This is a genomic window from Martinezella multihospitum, from assembly GCF_900094585.1.
In the GTDB taxonomy this organism is placed as follows: domain Bacteria; phylum Pseudomonadota; class Alphaproteobacteria; order Rhizobiales; family Rhizobiaceae; genus Rhizobium; species Rhizobium multihospitium.
In genome coordinates, this window is sequence record NZ_FMAG01000001.1 from 1,145,342 (window position 1) to 1,163,561 (window position 18,220).

Genomic DNA, 18,220 nt, shown 5'->3' on the forward strand with positions numbered 1-18,220 from the left:
CCTGACGTGTATCGCGTTGGAATTGACGTCGGCGGCACCAATACGGATGCTGTCGTCCTGGAGGGAAAGACCGTTCTGGCCGGGGTCAAGGCCTCGACGACCGAGGATGTGACTTCGGGCGTGATCGAGGCGCTGGAGAAGGTCATCGAGGCCTCCGGCATTGACAGGACAAGCATCGCGGCCGTGATGATCGGCACGACGCATTTCACCAATGCGGTGATCGAGCGCCGTCACATGGATGAAGTTGCGGCCATCCGGCTGAGCCTGCCCTCAGGCGCCGGCCTGCCGCCGATGGTCGATTGGCCCGATGACCTGCGTGAGATCGTCGGCAATCATGGCTATCAGGTCAAAGGCGGCTACGAATTCGACGGACGCGAGCTTTCACCGCTCGATGAAGATGCCATCGTGCGCATCGCCGGTGAAATCCGTGCGAAGGGCTTAAAGGCTGCTGCCGTGACCTGCGTCTTCAGTGGCATCAACGATGCCATGGAGTTGCGGGCCAAGGAGATCCTGCAGCAGCATTGCCCAGGCCTGCCTGTCGTCATGTCGAAGGACATCGGTCGTCATGGCCTGTTGGCGCGTGAAAGTGCTGCGATCATGAATGCGAGCCTGCTGTCGCTGGCGGATCGCACCGTGGCAGCTTTCGGCAAGGCGCTTGCGGCAGCCGGCATCCCATGCCCGTTCTATATTACCCAGAACGACGGTACGCTGATGGCAGCCGATGTCGTGCGTGCCTTTCCGGTTTTGACCTTTGCATCGGGTCCGACGAATTCCATGCGTGGTGCGGCATTCCTGACCGGGCTGAAGGATGCCGTCGTCGTCGATGTCGGCGGCACGACTTCGGATGTAGGCTCTCTGTCGCACGGCTTTCCGCGCCAAGCGTCCACGACTGTCGATATTGGCGGAGTCCGCACGAATTTCCGCATGCCCGACGTCTTTTCCATCGGCCTCGGTGGCGGCTCGCTTGTCGTCAAGAGTGATGCGGGTATGTCGGTCGGGCCGAAGTCAGTCGGCTATCGCGTCCGCAAGCAAGCGCTTTGCTTCGGCGGATCGACGTTGACCGCCACCGATATCGCGGTTGCAGCCGGCAAGGCCGAAGTCGGCGACAGCGCTTTGGTTGCCAATCTCGACAAAGGTCTGGTCGATGCGGCCGTGGCAAAGATCAACGCCATGCTTGAGGCTTGCGTTGAACGCAGCCGCATTTCCTCGACGCCGGTGCCGGTGATCGCCGTTGGCGGCGGCTCGATTCTGATGCCGGATCGCATCGGTGATCTCGAAGTGATCATGCCCGAGAATTTCGCCGTGGCAAATGCGGTCGGCGCCGCCATCGCCCAGATCAGTGGCGAGACGGATCGCGTCTTCTCGCTCGTCGATGGCCGCACCCGCGAGAGTGCGCTTGCAGAAGCCGAAGCGGAAGCGCGCGAAAAAGCGATCGCAGCGGGCGCGCTTGCGGAAACCCTTGAAGTTATCGAGCGCGAGGACACGCCGCTTGCCTACCTGCCAGGCAACGCCACGCGCATTCACGTCAAAGTCGTCGGTGAAATGGGAGGCCATCATGCCTGAGACGCGCAAGCAGAAATATGATGATGCCGCCTTGCGCCGGCTGACATCAGAGGATCTCGATGCATTGGAAATCGGCGCGGGCATTCTCGGCACCGGCGGCGGCGGCAATCCCTATCAGGGCAAGCTTCTGGCCCTCGAGGCGATGAAGGCCGGCTACGAGATGAAGGTTCTGGCGACCGACGCCATCGAAGCGGACGCGCTCTGCATGTCCATCGGTGGCATCGGCGCACCGGTCGTCGGCGTCGAGCGTATCCGCGAGGGGCGTGAGGGGCTGCGCTGCCTGCGCGCTATGGAAGAGCTCATCCGCACGCCGATCGACGCGATCGTCTGCGAAGAGATCGGTGGCGCGAACGCGATGAACCCGCTGGTAACGGCGGCGCTCGGCGGTCTTCCCATCCTCGATTGCGACGGCATGGGGCGGGCCTTTCCCGAAATGCAGATGACGACCTTCTCGATCTATGGTCACAGCTCGACGCCTTCCGTCATGTGCGACCTGCATGGCAATGCGGTGATCTTCAGCCATGCCGTATCGGAAGTCTGGCATGAGCGCATGGCACGCGCCTGCGTGGTCGCGCAAGGTGGCGCCGCCATGCTGGCGACGGCGCCGATGCAGGCGCATTATGTTCATCAATACGGTATCCCGAAGAGCTACACCAAGGCGATCGCCCTCGGCGAAGCGGTGATCCGTGCGCGCAAGGCGCAGGAAGATCCGATTGCGGCGGTTTGTGCGCTGGAGGGCGGACGGCGTGTTTTCAACGGCAAGATCACCGATCTCAAGCGCCATCTGCGCGGCGGCTTCGTCGTCGGTGACATGGAACTCGCCGGCTTCGATGATTGCAACGGCCAAACGGCGAGCGTGGCGATCCAGAACGAATTCCTGGTCTTCCGCCGCGATGGCGTGATCGAGGTCTGCGTGCCGGATCTGATCGTGCTTCTCGACGTCGATACCGGCTATCCGATCACCACCGAAATGCTGCGCTACGGCCAGCGGGTCGCGATCGTCGCCATTCCCTGCCACGAGCTGCTTCGCAGTGCGCGTGCGCTCGAAGTCGTCGGTCCTGCGGCCTTCGGCTACCCGGACATCACCTATTCGCCGCTGCCTGCGCCCGAACGAAAGGCAGCATAACCATAAGCGGGGCAGTTCCCGCATCAAAGAGGAGAACTTGAATGAAGATGGGTTCCAGAAATCTGCGTCTCTCGGCGCTTCTGCTTGCGAGCGCCATGGCGTTGCCGCTGACATCGGTTGCCGCATCGGCCACCGACAAGGTGTCGATCGCCGTCAACACGATGCAGATTTTCAGTTCGCTCGATCCGGCGAAGGTCACCGACTATACCGGCTACATGGCGATCGTGAACATGTATGATGCGCTGACGACCGTCAGCCCTTCGGGTGAGATCGTGCCCCATCTGGCAAAGTCCTGGGATATTTCCCCGGATGGTCTGACCTACACCTTCCATCTTCGCGATGATGCGAAGTTCCAGGATGGTACGCCCGTCAAGGCCTCCGATTTCGTCTGGTCGATCCAGCGCCTGATCGGTATCAACAAGGGTCCCTCCAACCTTATCGTCGGCCTCGTCCAGCCCGACAACGTCACCGCGCCCGACGAGAAGACCGTCGTCGTCAAGCTCGACCGGCAGTTCTCGCCGTTCATGGCTGTCACGCCGCTGATGATGGCGCTGAACGAGAAGCTCATCGAGGCGAATGCCAAGCCTGATGACAAGTGGGGCGAAGCCTATGTTGGCGAGCATTCGGCCGGCTCGGGTCCTTACAAGCTGGTCAGCTACAATCGCTCCGCCGATATGGTGATCGCACGCAATCCCGACTATTTCCTCGGCTGGACCAAGGGAACGCCGATCGACGAGGTGCGCTTCGTCCAGACGAGCGACGACGCCACCGTTAAGGCGCTTGCCGAAAAGGGCGAGCTCGGGCTCTCCTCGCATGGGCTTGGCAACGATACCTATGAAACCCTTGGTAAGATGCCGGGTTACAAGCTGCTGCAGTCCGACACTGCCGGCGGCTTCGTCATCAAGCTGAACAGCAAGGTCTATCCGACCGACGACGTGCATGTGCGCCGAGCGATCGCCTATGCGACCGACTACAAGACCATCCAGGAAGCGATCTATCCGGGCTCTGACATGACCGGTACGCTCTCGACTGTGTTCAAGGATGCGCATAACGGCGATATTCAGCCCGGTGTCTTCGACCTCGAAAAGGCGAAGGAAGAGCTCGCAAAGTCGAAATATGCCGGCCAGAAGATCACGCTGGTCAACAGCTATGTCGCCTCGCTCGCCTTCGAATCCGAAGTGGCGCTGCTGATGCAGGCCAATCTGGAACAGATCGGCATCACGCTCGACATCAAGCCCGAGCCCTGGAACCGCATCGTCGAGCTCTCCTCCAAGCCCGAGACCACGCCCGCCTCGACCCAGGTCAACATCTCGCCCAACTATCCATCGCCTGATGCGATTTTCTATAATCAGTACCACTCCAAGGCTTCCGGCACCTGGATGTCGATGGAATGGCTGCAGAATCCCGAGGTCGATGCGCTCATCGACAAGGCGAGGGCGACCACAGACGTCAAGGAGCAGAACGCGACCTACAAGGAGCTGCAGGCAAAGCTTGCCGAGCTGCAGCCAGATGTCTGGGCGGTATCGCCGAACCGGCGCTATGCGGCGAACAAGTGCCTTCAGGGCTATGAGTTCATCCCGATGCAGAGCTGGGACCTGAACTTCTCGAATTTCCATTGGGACTGCAAGGCGAACTGATCTTCGCTTGCACATCGAACAGACCCGGCCCCTATTCGGGGTCGGGACAGCTAGAGCAATTCCAGGAAAAAAGCGGAGCGGTTTTCCGTCCGGAATTGCGAGAAAACAAAGAGATAGAGCGGCTCAGAGTTTCCGTGAAAAGCTGAAGCGTTCTATTGCCGAAGGTGAAACATGCTTCAGGAATTTTCCGAAGAAAATATCGAGCCGCTCGCAACGGGAGCCTGGATCCTGGGCACCGGCGGTGGCGGCAATCCCTATATCTCGACCCTCAATCTTCGCAGGCTCTATGCCGAAGGCCGTCGCGTGCAGGTGATGGATCCGATGGCGCTCGACGATGACGATATGGTCGCCGTCGTCTCGAAAATGGGTGCGCCGCTGGTCGGGCAGGAGCGCTTGAGCGATCCCGTGCATCTGGCGCGGGCGGTCGAGGTCATGGAGGATTATCTCGGCAAGCCCTTCCGCGCGATCATGAGCGTCGAGATCGGCGGCTCGAATGCGCTGTCCTCCTTCCTTACCGCCGCGATGCTCGGCCGGCCTGTTGTTAATGCCGATGCCATGGGACGTGCCTATCCCGAGGCACAGATGACCTCCTTTGCCATCGGCAATCTGCCGATGTATCCGCTGTCCCTCGTGGATGTGCGCGACAATGAGGTCATCGTCACCAAGGCTGCATCCTGGAAGTGGATGGAGCGCATCTCGCGCAAGGTCTGCACCGAAGTCGGTTCGACGGCGGCAACCTGCAAGGCGCCGCGCACGGGCCGCGAGGTGAAGGACTGGGGCATTCACTACACCATCACCAAGGCGACGGAGCTTGGCCGAACCGTCATCGAGGCGCGCGCGCGTCACGACGATCCGGTGAAGGCGGTTCTCGATCACGAGGGCGGGAAGCAACTGTTTCGCGGCAAGGTGATCGATGTGGCGCGCGAAACCACCGGCGGTTTCCTTCGCGGGCGGACCGTGATCGAAGGTATCGATGCCGACAAGGGTTCGCGGATGGAACTGGCGTTCCAGAACGAGTGGGCCGTCGCCTTCCGCGATGGCGAGCCGGTGGGAATGACGCCGGATCTTCTTTGCCTGCTCGATACGATTTCCGGCAGCGCCATCGGCACGGAATCCGTGCGTTATGGCCAGCGTGTAACCGTTATTGCACTGCCGGCACCTGAGCTTTTGACCTCGCCTGCGGGGATCGCAGCGGTTGGTCCCCGTGCCTTTGGCTATGACATTGATTTCAGATCGGTATTCGCATGAAACGCATCGGTATTGACGTTGGCGGCACCAATACGGATGCCGTTCTCATCGATGGTGAGAAGATCATCGCTTCCATCAAGGTTCCCACCACGCAGGACGTGATGTCCGGCGTGAAGTCGGCCTTGAGCCATGTCGCCGGCCATGCCGGCTCATCCAGCCGGCCGATCGATGCCGTCATGATCGGCACCACGCATTTTACCAATGCCGTCGTCGAGCGGGCGCGGCTGGAAAGGGTGGCTGCGATCCGCATCGCGCTGCCGACGGGCGCGTCCCTGCCGCCGATGTGCGATTGGCCGGACGACCTGCGCGCGGCGGTCGATCCGCTCATTTTCATGGTTCATGGCGGCCACGAGTATGATGGCAGCCCGCTCGTGCCGATGATCCCCGACGAAATCCGCGAAGCCGCGATGAAGATCCTTGATGCCGGCATCACCTCGATCGCGATATCGGCAACATTCTCGCCGCTGACGACCGAATGCGAAGTCAAGGCCGCCGAAATCGTCCGTTCTGTAATCCCGGATGCGCGGATCACGCTGTCACACACGCTCGGGCGGATCGGATTGCTCGAACGCGAGAATGTCGCGCTTCTCAATGCGGCGCTGCAGTCGCTGGGCAGGACGACGGTGCAGGCCTTCTCGGATGCGCTGCGCGAAGCAGGCGTTGCCGCACCCTTTTACCTGACGCAGAATGACGGTACGGTCGCGCTGGCGGATGTTGCCGCGGCCAATCCGGTTCACAGCTTTGCCTCCGGTCCGACGAATTCGATGCGCGGTGCGGCTTTTCTGACTGGCCTGAGCGACGCCATGGTGGTCGATGTCGGCGGTACGACCTCGGATATCGGCTGCCTCGTCGGCGGCTTCCCGCGCGAGGCCAACAACATCGTCCATATCGGCGGCGTGCGCACGCTGTTCCGCATGCCCGATCTTCTGCCGATCGCGCTTGGCGGTGGCACGATCATCGATCCGGAAACGGGTAAGATCGGCCCGCGTTCGGTCGGCTATCGCATCCTGACGGAGGCTCGCGTTTTTGGCGGCAAGACGCTGACCACCTCGGACATCGCCGTCGCCGCCGGTCTGGTCGAGATGGGGGACAAGGATCGCGTTCGGAATCTCGACCCGGCCTTCGTAAAGGCAAGCCTTGAACGCATCCGCGATATGGTGACAGACAGCTTCGACCAGATGAAGACGTCGGCAGAGGATGTGCCCTTGATCGCCGTCGGCGGCGCCGCTTTCCTGATCCCGGAAAAGATTGCGGGAGCTTCGGAGGTCCTTCGCGTCGCGAATGCCGGCGTTGCCAATGCACTCGGTGCCGCGATGGCGCAGGTCTCGGGCGAGGTCGACCAGGTGTTTTCGGGGTTGAGCCGCGACGAAGCCATCGCCAAGGCAGAAGCGGAGGCGCAGGATGCCGCTGTTGCCTCTGGTGCGAGCCGCGAAAGCGTGAAGACGCTCGAAGTCGAGGATATTCCGATTGCCTATCTGCCCGGCGGAGCGCGCCGTGTAAGAGTAAGGGTCATCGGCGATATCGCCTTCAACTGAAATGGCGTGTCCGGTCAGGCTGATCGGGCGTTGTTGAGGAGAGCGGTGTTCGGCAGACAGGTTGCGCCGACGGCGGATCGGAGTGGAAAATGACGAAGATTGCGCTGGCTATTCACGGTGGTTGCGGTGTTATGCCGGAAGACAGCATGACGCCGGAGGAATGGGAGGGCGCGCGCCGCGACCTGGCTGCCGCTTTGCGTGCAGGCTATGCGCGGCTGCAGGCCGGTGACAGCGCGGTCGATGCCGTCGAGGCCGCCGTCGTGGTCATGGAGGACAGCCCGCATTTCAACGCGGGCCATGGCGCTGCGCTCAACGAAAACGGCGTGCACGAGCTTGATGCCTCGATCATGGATGGGACGGCGCTGGAGGCGGGTGCAATCAGCGCCTCTCGTGCAATCCGCAACCCGATCAAGGCCGCCCGCGCATTGATGGAAGATGGCCGTGCCGTCTACATGACCGGGCCTGCTGCCGACCGGTTTGCCGAGGCCAAGGGATTGCAGGTCGAGCCGCAATCCTATTTTACCACACCGAAGCGGGTCGAGGCGCTTGAGGCCATGAAGCGCCATGCCGCTGCCGGCACCGAAGGGACCGAGAACGAAAAGCATGGCACGGTCGGGGCCGTTGCGCTCGATGCCGCCGGCCATCTTGCCGCCGCCACCTCGACAGGCGGCTACAACAACAAGCCTGACGGGCGCGTGGGCGACAGCCCGGTCATCGGTGCGGGCACCTATGCACGCGACGGCGTCTGTGCGGTGTCTGGAACAGGCAAGGGCGAGTTCTTCATCCGCTATGTGGTTGGGCACGAGATCGCATCCCGTATGGCCTATCTGAAGCAGGATATAGCGACGGCGACAGACGGGTTGATCAACCAGGATCTGGCGCCATATCAGATCGGCGCCGGGCTGGTGGCGATAGATGCTCAGGGTATTGCCGTTGCGCCCTACAATACGCCGGGAATGTTTCGTGGCTGGGTGACGCCGGAAGGCAAGGGTTTCGTCGCGACGCATGAGCGCGTCTACGAAATCGAGCTGTAACCGGGCTGCGGCTGAACGAAGCTATGGCTCGGCACTACCCTGTGGATTCACGGCGTTTGGCACTCAAGTACATAGCAGCACTGAACGATGGTTTCGTGGCGCGCCCGCGAGAAAAGTTCCCTGCTGCCGACTTGGCGGAAGCCCAGTTTAGTCAGCACCCGTCCAGAGGCCGGGTTGTCGGACGCGTGACCGGATTCGAGGCTGGAGAGGCCGACTTCGTGGAAGACGAAGCCGATCAACGCTTGCGCTGCCTCGAAGGCATAGCCCTTTCCCCAGGCTTGCTTCTCCAGCCAATAGCCAAGGCTGCCTGCGTTGCCGACAATGCCATCAACATCGACGATACCGATCATTCTTTCCTCTTGTTCGATGGCGAAGCGATAGGCGGAGCCTTCGGCCCATTCGCGCTCATGGTTGGAAAACCAATCTTTGATATTGTTTTCGTTCGGCGGGTATGAGGCGTTGCTCAGCATGCGCGTCACAGCCCAATCGCTCTGAATTTCGGATGCGCGTTTGGTATCGGTGGCCGATGTCGGACGCAGGCGGAGGCGTGCTGTCTCGATGGATGAGCGATGGATCAATCTTGCGGTCATCATATGAGGGCTCTTGCCGAATGAGGGATATCGAGGGGCGGCGCCCGAGGCCACTATCTACGCACGAGGTGATAATGGGAACCGATATCGCCCGATTTTGTCTGGTCTCCATTTTTTAGCGTTAGACAATATATTGCCGCAATGGGCGCGCAAAAGCGCCGCCTCTTGCGGGCCTAGCCTGCAGGAAATATGGGACCGGCCGTGAGAGCGTTCCGTTTACGAGGGGCGAACCCCCTTTCGCGGTCCGGTCCTTCCCCGTCAATCCATGTCCTCATAGTCCTCGCTTTGGCGAGCAAGTCTTGATGGCTATGAAGTCGCCTGCTCCCGCGCGTGTCCAAGGAAGCCTGACGTCTGGTCGAGAACAGCCTCCATCGCGTGTCTGGCGGCGATACTGTCGCCTGCGGCGATTGCCTCGGCAACTGCGGCGTGGTTTTCGAGATTGGCCGCAAACGCACCGACCGTATGCGGGAAAACGGCATCGAGAATGGATTCGATCGCCTGGCGCAGGCTTTGCAGCACCGGATTATGCGTTGCAGCAAGGATCGCCATGTGAAAGGCCTTGTCGGCGGCGACGGCTGCGATCGGGTTCTTCTGGTCCCGTTCCATGCGGCGATAGATGTCGAGGATCGCCTGACGTTCCAGGTCGGTTGCCCGCAATGCCGCCAGTGCGGCGGCTCCGGGCTCGATGATCTGGCGGGCTTCTGCAAAAGCCATAAGCTCATCGTGCGAGATCCGTCCGCGCGACAGCCATGCGATCAGTTCCCCATCGAGCCATTGCCATCGCTCTCGCGGCTCTACTCGCGTGCCCGTGCGTTGCCTGACGGTCACGAGACCCTTGGCCGACAATATCTTCGCCGCTTCACGTACGACCGTACGGCTGACGCCGAATTCCTGTTCCAGCTCGCCTTCCGAGGGAAGATAGGCGCCGGGCGGTATTTGTCCGGAGGCGATGCGGATGCCGAGAGCTTCCACAAGGGCCGTCGTCCTGTTCGGCTTTGTCTTCGTCATGCCTCTGTCCTTCACCGCCATTGCCAACGAGACCAATCAGAATGCGGTGACAAAAGCAAATAGCTTGTTGCCTTACAAACATCATATGTTAAAGGTATGATGTTTGTAAGACGCCGATGAGTGCCGTGGAGGGGGAAATGAAATTCGACACCAATGGGGAGGCGGTCCGCCGCATCAATCTGCGCATCCTGCCGTTCCTGATGCTGCTTTATCTCGTCGCTTACATCGACCGGTCCAATATCTCCGTCGCCGCGCTCGGAATGAATGAGGAGTTGGGCCTGACAAGCCAGATGTATGGGCTGGCGGCCGGCATATTCTTCGCGACCTATATCGTCTTCGAAATACCGAGCAACATGCTGCTGGCCCGCTTCGGCGCACGTCGCTGGATTGCCCGCATCATGATCAGCTGGGGCATCATTGCTGCCGGCATGGCATTCATATCCAGCGCCTATCAGCTCTATGGAATGCGCCTCCTTCTCGGGGCGGCCGAGGCGGGCTTCACGCCGGGCATCATCTTCTATCTCGCGAAATGGTATCCGTCGCGCGACAGGGCGAACGCCATGTCCTTCTTCTATATCGGCGCAGCGCTCGCATCGGTCATCGGCTTACCGCTCTCAGGCCTGCTGCTCAATGCGCACGGCATTCTCGGCCTATCGGGATGGCGCTGGGTATTTCTGATCGAAGGCATTCCCGCCATCCTGTTGGGCTTCGTCGTGTGGAAGTTTCTGCCCGATCGTCCACGAGATGCGGCCTGGCTCACTGCCGAGCAGCAGGATGGCCTCGAGCGCACGATTGCAGCCGAAGAGGAGAAGGCGCCTATCTCGCATCATGCATCCTGGAGTGCCGCCTTTTCCAACGCTCGCGTCTGGATGCTTGCCTTCTTCTGGCTGCTTCAGGCCTTCGGGACGATCGGCATCACGCTTTTCATGCCGCTGATCGTCAAGAGCCTGTCCGGCGGCGGCAATCTGGCGGTAAGCCTACTTTCAGCGGTGCCGTTTCTGGCCGCCAGCATCTTCATGTTCTTCAATGGCAGGCATTCCGATCGAACCGGCGAGCGCGCGCTTCATCTCGGGCTGCCGCTCACTTTCGCCGGTGTCTGCCTTCTCGGCGCGACCTATGCCGGCGATCCACACCTGGCCTACTTGCTGCTCGTCCTTTCGGTGGCACTCAACTGGGCAGTTATTCCGATCTTCTGGGCTGTCACCACCGAGTTCGTCTCGGGGATTGCGGCTGCCGTATCGATCGCACTCATCAATGCGCTGGCGAATGTCGCAGGCCTCGCCCTGCCGCCGGTGATCGGCTGGATCAAGGATTCGACCGGGAGCTATGATGTGGCGCTGACGCTGGTGGCTGCCGCGTTGATCGCGGGTGGCCTCCTTGGCATCGCAATCGTCCGCACGGGTGCGCCGGCCCTTCGGCTTTCAAAACAATAAGGCATTCAAGATGGCATTCGAACCTGAGAAACTGCACGGCATCCACGCGATCCTCTACGCGCTCTTCGATAAGGAGGAAAAGCTCGACAGGTCTGCGATGAAGCGGCAGGCCGAGATTTGCGTGGCGGCAGGCGTGCACGGGCTTGCCGCGCTCGGCCTTGCCACGGAGGTTTCCAAATTGACGGCTGCCGAGCGCCAGACCGTTATGGAATGGCTTGCCGAGGACAATGCCGGCCGTCTTCCGCTCGCCTTTACCATCTTCGGGACTTCGGTTGCCGAGCAGGTCGAGCAGGTGCGGCACGCCGAAGCCGTTGGTGCCGACTGGGTGATACTCCAGCCGCCACCGGTCGGCACCTTTGGCGCAGGCGAATATATTGGTTTTTTCGGTCGCGTCGCGGATGCGACGAACCTGCCGGTGGCAATCCAGAATGCCCCCGCCTTTCTCGGGCGCGGCCTGACAGGCCCGGATCTTGCGGCATTGCGCGCTGCCCATCCCAATGTAAGGGTGCTGAAGGCGGAGGGATCGGCCGTCGAGGTCAAGGCGCTGATGGAGGCGATCGGCAACGGCGTGCCTGTTTTCAACGGCCGAGGTGGCCTGGAATTGCTTGATGGGCTGCGGGCTGGCTGTGCCGGCTATATTCTCGCTCCCGATCTCATCGACTATGCAGTCGACGCATACACCGCCTTTCACGCCGGAGATGAGGTCCGTGCCGAGGACATCTATCGTGCCATGCTCCCATCCGCCGTTGCCGTCATGCAGGGGATCGAGCACCTGATGTGCTACGGCAAGCGGCTGTTCGCGGAGCGAGCAGGGCTTACGGTTCGGGATCGGGCGCCAGCGATGCGTCCAACGCCGTTCGGCGAGGAACTCGTCGCCTTGCATGCAAGGAGGCTCGGATCTTTCTGAAGCCGATCTGCGTCTAATTTTCGGATTGCGGCAATTTCAGCTTCTGGACCTCCAGTGCCTCGCGCAGGAGGTTTTTCATCTGCTCTGCCGCGCCGGGGCCGTCGGCGCCAGCAATGGCTTCATAAACATTCTGATGACGGCGTATCCAGCGTTCGTCTTCCTTCGCCGTTCGTTGCAGTCCCGCCTTGAACACATGTTTCAGCCCCGCTGAGATCAGCGACCCCAATGCTAGATAGAAGGCGTTGCCGGTCGCGGCCAAAATGGCGGTGTGAAATGCGAGATCGTGCTCGATCTTTTCTTCCGCGGTCGAGGCGAGGGTCATGCCGAGCAGGGCATGTTTCATTTTCTGTAGCGTCTGCGGCGTCGCGCGCGCGGCGGCAAGCTCTGCCGCGGCCGGCTCGAAGGATTGCCGCAGCTCATAGAGGTCGATACGTGCCCGCTCGCTGCCGTTTTCCGCGCCGAGCCTCCATGCGAGGACCTGCGGATCAAGCAGAAGCCATTCCGAATGATCAGTCACTCTGGTGCCGCTTCTCGGGCGGCTTTCGAGAAGGCCCTTGGCCGATAGGATCTTGATGGCTTCCCGGATGACGGTACGCGACGTCCCGAAATGGTCGCAGAGCTCCTGCTCCGTTCCGATGGAGGCTCCCGCCGCAAGCGCGCCGCCGACGATCCGCTCACCCAGCGCGTGCACGATCGCGTCGTGGTATCTCTTGTTCGTGCCGAGGCTCACGTCGTCGGCATCCGAAGTCATCCCGGCCATCTGCTTTTCCCCAAAATCGAGACATGTCTAGCGTCTTCGGCCTGTGGTCACAAGCGCAACCGCGCTTGACGGTCTCCGGCTATTTGTATAACAAAAATATAAATCATAATACAAAAGAGGCAATCATGACCAAGGATTCAAAGCGGCGGTCGCAGGCGTGGTTCGGCGGAGTGGACAAGGATGGCTTCATCCATCGCTCGTGGATGAAGAATGGCGGTCTGCCTGATGACGTGTTCGATGGTCGCCCCGTCATCGGCATCTGCAATACGTTTTCGGAATTTACGCCGTGTAACGCGCATTTCCGCGAGCTGGTCACACATATCAAAGCGGGTGTTCTGGAAGCCGGCGGATTGCCGCTCGAATTTCCGGTCTTCTCCTGCGGCGAGTCCAACCTGCGGCCGACTGCGATGCTCTTCAGGAACCTCGCTTCCATGGATGTCGAAGAGGCAATCCGCGGCAATCCCATGGACGGCGTCATCCTGATGGCCGGCTGCGACAAGACCACGCCGTCGCTGCTGATGGGTGCGGCAAGCTGCGATCTGCCGACGATCGTCATTTCCGGCGGGCCGATGCTGAACGGCAATTTCCGCGGCAAGCCGATCGGCTCCGGTACGGATGTCTGGAAATTCTCCGAGGAGGTAAGGGCAGGCACCATGAGCCGGCAGGAATTCATGGATGCGGAAAGCGCCATGTCGCGCTCGCCCGGCCACTGTATGACCATGGGAACGGCCTCGACCATGGCGTCGATGGTGGAAGCGCTTGGCGTTGCCCTTCCCACAAATGCGGCATGGCCCGCCGTCGATGCGCGCCGTGCGCGGCTCGCCCGCATGACCGGGCGCCAAGCCGTCGCGATGGTCAAGGAAGATATGCGGCTTTCGAAGATTCTCACAAGGCAGGCGTTCGAGAACGCCATCAAGATCAATGGCGCGATCGGCGGATCGACCAATGCCGTCGTTCATCTGCTTGCCATCGCCGGGCGTATCGGCGTCGACCTGTCTCTGGAGGATTGGGACAGGCTCGGGCGCGATGTGCCGACGATCGTCGACCTCATGCCGTCGGGCAAATACCTCATGGAGGATTTCTGTTATGCCGGCGGCATTCCCGCCGTGATGAAGGAGATCGCCGATCTTCTGCATCTCGACGCGATCACCGTGTCGGGGATGAGCGTCGGCGAGAACATTGCCGATGTCGTCAACCACAATCCGGACGTCATTCGCAGCCGGGCAAATCCGCTCGTCGACAGCGGGGGAATTGCCGTCCTCAAGGGCAATCTTGCGCCGAATGGAGCCGTGCTCAAACCATCGGCTGCATCGCCTCATCTGATGCGTCATCGCGGCCGCGCCGTCGTCTTCGAGACTATCGAGGATTTCCATGCGAGGATCGATGATCCGAACCTCGATGTCGATGAGAATTCCGTTCTCGTGCTGAAGGGTGCCGGTCCGCGCGGCTATCCCGGCATGGCCGAGGTCGGCAACATGGCCTTGCCAAGCAAACTGCTGGAGAAGGGCGTGCGCGACATGGTGCGCGTTTCCGATGGCCGCATGAGCGGCACCGCCTATGGAACGGTGGTGCTGCATGTCTCGCCGGAAGCTGCCGCCGGCGGTCCGCTGGCGCTCGTCGAACAAGGAGATTTCATCGTACTTGACGTTGAGGCTCGCACATTGGTTCTCGACGTGCCGGACGACGAGCTTGCAAGGCGGCGCGCGGCCTGGAAGGAGCCAGCGCCGCAAATGACCTCAGGATACCAAGGCCTTTACGTTCGAACGGTCATGCAGGCCGATACCGGCGCCGACCTCGATTTCCTGGTCGGAGGACGCGGCGCCAAGGTCCCGCGCGAGAGCCACTAATTCATTTCATTCAGAGCGAATATGCCTACGTGCCGGGCATCGCTATTCTTCATCGGTTACTTCATTTTCGAGGTGCGGAGCAATCTTCTGCTGACTAGGTTTGGTGCGAATAAACGGGTCGCGCATATCCAGGCGTTTGTGCGCTCGATCTCCCGATGCTCTCGTATCCCCCGAAACAGGGTGGCGAGCTGGTGCGCTTGTGGGACCCTTTGGTTGCGCAAATTGGATGATATAATCTATAATTTTAATAGACAAAAGAATCGGGCAATGATGTTTTAATCATCGACCGCACAATGAAAGATCGTGCCGTGCGAAGCACACCATCGATCATGCATGCTCGGCCTGCGAAGCGCTGAGCGGAGTTTGCAGAGTGGTCGTCAGGACCGGCGATCCTGACGACCGTCCACCGGGCAGCCTTCAGAACATTGTTTGGAGGCATATGCATGAACGATATCATCGTCCGGTCGTCATTGCTGGACCCGGCGGCGGAACCGCTGATCGATGGTCTTGCCAGCGAGTATGATGGCAGATATGGCGCGGCTAGCCGCCCAGGCGGCGCGCGAGCGGAAATCATGCGTTATCCGAGTGCCCTGTTCGCCCCGCCGCTTGGCGATTTTCTCCTGCTGCAGCGCGACGGTCAAACCATTGCCGGCGGCGCCTTCATGAGCCACGACGACGAAACCGCTGAGTTCAAGCGGATATGGGCGCATCCTGATCTCCGGCGTCAGGGACTGGCGCGCCGCATCATGATCGCGCTCGAGGAGAGTGCCGGGCAACTCGGCTATAACAGGGCCTATCTTAGCACCGGCTTTCGCCAACCGGAGGCCGTGGCTTTCTATCTGTCGCTCGGCTATCGCCCCCTTTTCGACCCGACCGTCGACCCGAGCTTCTATCGCTCCCTGCCTTTCGAGAAGCATATCGGCAAAAAGGCGGGAGCACCTGGTCTGACACCGATCTATCCGCCCGCCGCCTCCTTTGAGGAGGCCACGGCGCGCGTGACTGCGCTGAAGGCCGGGCAGGAGCAACTGATCATCGCCCGCTTGGTGGCCCACGAAACCTCCGCTGCCTGACAGGCATGGCGTCCCGATGGCTATCGGTAAATCCCGACGAGCAGTGGGGTCTGCCTTCGGGGCTCATAATCATCACGAAACAGGATTTCACATGACGCATCCAAATGGTCTCAGGGTCGGCATCGGGTTAGATGTTGCTGCGCAACCCCACAATCTGCGCGAAGCTCAGAAAAATTTCTGGCGGGCGTTAGTTGCGCGTTTCGACACGGTGGTCGATTTCATGACGCTGGAAGATGGTTTTGCCCGTCCCGACGGCGACGGGCTGGATGCCGTGCTGCTTGCGAACTGGCTTGCGGCGAGCAGCAGCAATATCGGGATCATTCCCGGCGCGGCGGTCAATTTCCTCGAGCCGTTTCATGTCTCGACCGCCATCGCGACGCTGGATTTCGTAAGCGAGGGCAGGGCAGGTCTCCTGGTTCAGCATTATGATGGATCGAGAGCCGTGCATGCCCGGCAAGCCATCGGCGCCCTCAATGGTTTTCCCGCAACGGAAAGCTCCGCCTTGCGTCAGGACGCGTTGGATGTTGTCGATGTCGTTCGCGGATTATGGGACAGCTGGGAAGATGGAGCGGTCATTCGAGACAGGGAAAGCCAGCGTTTTCTGGATGGCTCGAAGCTGCATTACATCAATTTCAAGGGCAGCGGCTTTCAGGTTCTCGGACCTTCGATCACGCCGCGCCCGCCACAGGGGCAGCCGGTGGTCGCAGCTGCCTATCGTCATGGTGAGGACCCATCCGTAGCCTTGGCTGCCGATATCGTCTTCCTTCATCCGGACCGCCTGGACATCGTTGCCGTCATTGGCACTATCCGTGCCGCGGACGAAGGCAGGGCGCGGGCGTTTATCGCCGACGTCGTAATCGACGCCACGCCGAAACCGGTTGACGACTATGTGGAGCAACTTCGCGAACTCACCAGGTCGGGTATCGCTGGCATTCGCCTTATTCTCAGCGATCCCGCGGCGCAGGCGACATATGTGATCGACGAGCTTATTCCCGTGCTGAGGAGCCGGTCGTCTGTTGGCCCGGTCGCTACGGGTCCGCTGAGAGGTCGTTTTGGCCTGCCGGCAGCCGGTAATCGCTACACCAATGCAGCCTGAATTTCCAAGGAGAGCCCCATGACGACGAAGCAGGTCATTCTTGGAGCCCAATTTCCGGGCGTCAATAATTTCACGGTCTGGAGCGATCCGGCCGCAGGAAGCCAGATCGAGTTTTCGTCCTTCCGCCATTTTGCCGAAACGGTGGAGCGAGGAAAGTTCGATTTCATATTTCTGGCGGAAGGCTTGCGCATCCGCGAGCAGAAGGGACGCTTTCACGAGCTGGATGTTGCAGGCCGGCCGAACACGCTTGCCATTCTGACGGCGCTCGCTGCGATTACCGAACATGTCGGCCTGATCGGCACCCTGACGACCACCTTTAACGAACCGTATGTATTGGCCCGGCAATTGGCGACGCTGGATATCCTGTCCGGCGGACGTGCCGGCTGGAATGTCGTCACTTCGCCCGACGCCTTTACCGGCGCGAATTTTCGCCGCGCGGACCATCTTCCCCATGAGCAGCGCTACGAGCGCGCCCGCGCGTTCATCGAAGCCGCACAAGGCATTTGGAGCAGCGGCGATTTTTCGATCCGGTCCAAATATTTCGAGATTGCCGGACGGTCCGCGCTTGAGCGGTCGCCACAAGGCGCCCCTGTCATAGCCCAGGCCGGAGATTCCGACGAGGGAAGGGAATTTGCGGCTCGCCACGCCGACTTGATCTACTCCCGCCATGGCTCCCTTGAGGCGGGGCAAGCCTTCTATGCGGATGTGAAGAAGCGTTTGGCGAAATATGATCGCAGCCCCGATGCTTTGAAAATCCTGCCTGGAGCCAATTTCGTCATAGGTGACACGCAGGAGGATGCCGACGAGAAGCAGAAAGCGATACGCCTGCAGCAGGTCAGTCCAAAGAGCGCGATCGTGTTTCTCGAGCAGGTTTGGAACAGGGATCTTTCGAGCTACGATCCGGATGGGCCGCTGCCGGATGTCGAACCGGATGTTTCCGGAGAGAGCCTGGTTCAGGGCCGTGCCAGCAATCAGGATATCAAACGGCGGCTGGAGACGGCGCGGTCGTGGCGTGAGATTGCCGAGCGGGATCGCCTTAGCATCCGCGAACTGGCCATTCGCGTTACTGCTCGAAAGCAGTTCGTCGGAACGCCGGAAAGCATCGCCGACGAGATCAATCGCTATGTGCAGGCTGACGCTGCGGACGGTTTCGTCTTCGCGCCGCACCTGACTCCAGGCGGCTTCGACGAATTCGTCGAGAAGGTTGTGCCGGTTTTACAGGAGCGAGGCGTCTATCGCAGGGAATATGCCGCTGCAACCCTGCGCTCCAATCTAGGCCTGCCGGATCCGACGGAAGAAAGCTCACCGCTGCGGCATCTTTCTCAGACGGCATGATGGAGGTTATTGGTCCGATATATCGAAATCG

The 18,220-nt window shown here is 60.7% G+C and carries 15 protein-coding genes; 12 read left to right on the plus strand and 3 right to left on the minus strand.

The features are described 5' to 3' along the window. Positions 1-6: 6 nt before the first annotated feature. The 6 genes from GA0061103_RS05215 to GA0061103_RS05240 all read left to right on the plus strand — a co-directional run bounded on the left by GA0061103_RS05215 (position 7) and on the right by GA0061103_RS05240 (position 8,143). Complete coding sequence (locus GA0061103_RS05215; RefSeq protein WP_092707700.1) at positions 7-1,563, plus strand: hydantoinase/oxoprolinase N-terminal domain-containing protein; 1,557 nt, start codon at positions 7-9, stop codon at positions 1,561-1,563. Further along, complete coding sequence (locus GA0061103_RS05220) at positions 1,556-2,689, plus strand: S-methyl thiohydantoin desulfurase family protein (RefSeq protein WP_092707702.1); 1,134 nt, start codon at positions 1,556-1,558, stop codon at positions 2,687-2,689. The genes GA0061103_RS05215 and GA0061103_RS05220 overlap by 8 nt, the downstream gene beginning before the upstream one ends. 41 nt (positions 2,690-2,730) lie before the next feature. Then, positions 2,731-4,326, plus strand: a complete 1,596-nt coding sequence (locus GA0061103_RS05225; protein ID WP_092707704.1) for an ABC transporter substrate-binding protein — start codon at positions 2,731-2,733, stop codon at positions 4,324-4,326. A gap of 171 nt (positions 4,327-4,497) precedes the next feature. After that, positions 4,498-5,574, plus strand: coding sequence for an S-methyl thiohydantoin desulfurase family protein (locus GA0061103_RS05230; RefSeq protein ID WP_092707705.1), 1,077 nt, complete (start codon positions 4,498-4,500; stop codon positions 5,572-5,574). Next, complete coding sequence (locus tag GA0061103_RS05235; RefSeq protein ID WP_092707707.1) at positions 5,571-7,109, plus strand: hydantoinase/oxoprolinase N-terminal domain-containing protein; 1,539 nt, start codon at positions 5,571-5,573, stop codon at positions 7,107-7,109. The genes GA0061103_RS05230 and GA0061103_RS05235 overlap by 4 nt, the downstream gene beginning before the upstream one ends. A gap of 89 nt (positions 7,110-7,198) precedes the next feature. After that, positions 7,199-8,143, plus strand: a complete 945-nt coding sequence (locus tag GA0061103_RS05240; protein ID WP_092707709.1) for an isoaspartyl peptidase/L-asparaginase family protein — start codon at positions 7,199-7,201, stop codon at positions 8,141-8,143. A gap of 47 nt (positions 8,144-8,190) precedes the next feature. Here the strand turns inward: GA0061103_RS05240 and GA0061103_RS05245 are convergent, their stop codons facing one another. Then, complete coding sequence (locus tag GA0061103_RS05245; RefSeq protein WP_092707711.1) at positions 8,191-8,736, minus strand: GNAT family N-acetyltransferase; 546 nt, start codon at positions 8,734-8,736, stop codon at positions 8,191-8,193. Between the two features lie 303 nt (positions 8,737-9,039). Continuing rightward, entirely contained in the window at positions 9,040-9,741 is a 702-nt protein-coding gene (locus tag GA0061103_RS05250; RefSeq protein ID WP_092707713.1) for a FadR/GntR family transcriptional regulator, read from the minus strand. Positions 9,742-9,878: 137 nt separating this feature from the next. Here GA0061103_RS05250 and GA0061103_RS05255 point away from each other — a divergent pair, with 137 nt between their 5' ends. Next, the gene (locus GA0061103_RS05255) at positions 9,879-11,174 is read left to right on the plus strand and encodes an MFS transporter (RefSeq protein WP_092707715.1); all 1,296 of its coding nucleotides are present in this window, start codon (positions 9,879-9,881) and stop codon (positions 11,172-11,174) included. A 10-nt stretch (positions 11,175-11,184) separates the two neighbouring features. Next, positions 11,185-12,081, plus strand: a complete 897-nt coding sequence (locus GA0061103_RS05260; RefSeq protein ID WP_092708688.1) for a dihydrodipicolinate synthase family protein — start codon at positions 11,185-11,187, stop codon at positions 12,079-12,081. A 13-nt stretch (positions 12,082-12,094) separates the two neighbouring features. Here GA0061103_RS05260 and GA0061103_RS05265 read toward each other — a convergent pair whose 3' ends face one another. After that, complete coding sequence (locus GA0061103_RS05265; RefSeq protein WP_092707717.1) at positions 12,095-12,841, minus strand: FadR/GntR family transcriptional regulator; 747 nt, start codon at positions 12,839-12,841, stop codon at positions 12,095-12,097. A gap of 125 nt (positions 12,842-12,966) precedes the next feature. Between GA0061103_RS05265 and GA0061103_RS05270 the strand changes: the two genes are divergently transcribed. From GA0061103_RS05270 to GA0061103_RS05285, 4 genes are all read left to right on the plus strand, one after another. Next, positions 12,967-14,688, plus strand: a complete 1,722-nt coding sequence (locus tag GA0061103_RS05270; RefSeq protein WP_092708691.1) for an IlvD/Edd family dehydratase — start codon at positions 12,967-12,969, stop codon at positions 14,686-14,688. A 443-nt stretch (positions 14,689-15,131) separates the two neighbouring features. Continuing rightward, positions 15,132-15,758, plus strand: coding sequence for a GNAT family N-acetyltransferase (locus GA0061103_RS05275; protein ID WP_092707719.1), 627 nt, complete (start codon positions 15,132-15,134; stop codon positions 15,756-15,758). Between the two features lie 91 nt (positions 15,759-15,849). After that, positions 15,850-16,854, plus strand: a complete 1,005-nt coding sequence (locus tag GA0061103_RS05280; RefSeq protein WP_092707721.1) for an LLM class flavin-dependent oxidoreductase — start codon at positions 15,850-15,852, stop codon at positions 16,852-16,854. 18 nt (positions 16,855-16,872) lie between these two features. Then, positions 16,873-18,189 (plus strand): LLM class flavin-dependent oxidoreductase, encoded by a 1,317-nt coding sequence (locus GA0061103_RS05285; protein WP_092707723.1) that lies wholly within the window; start codon positions 16,873-16,875, stop codon positions 18,187-18,189. Positions 18,190-18,220 lie beyond the last annotated feature (31 nt).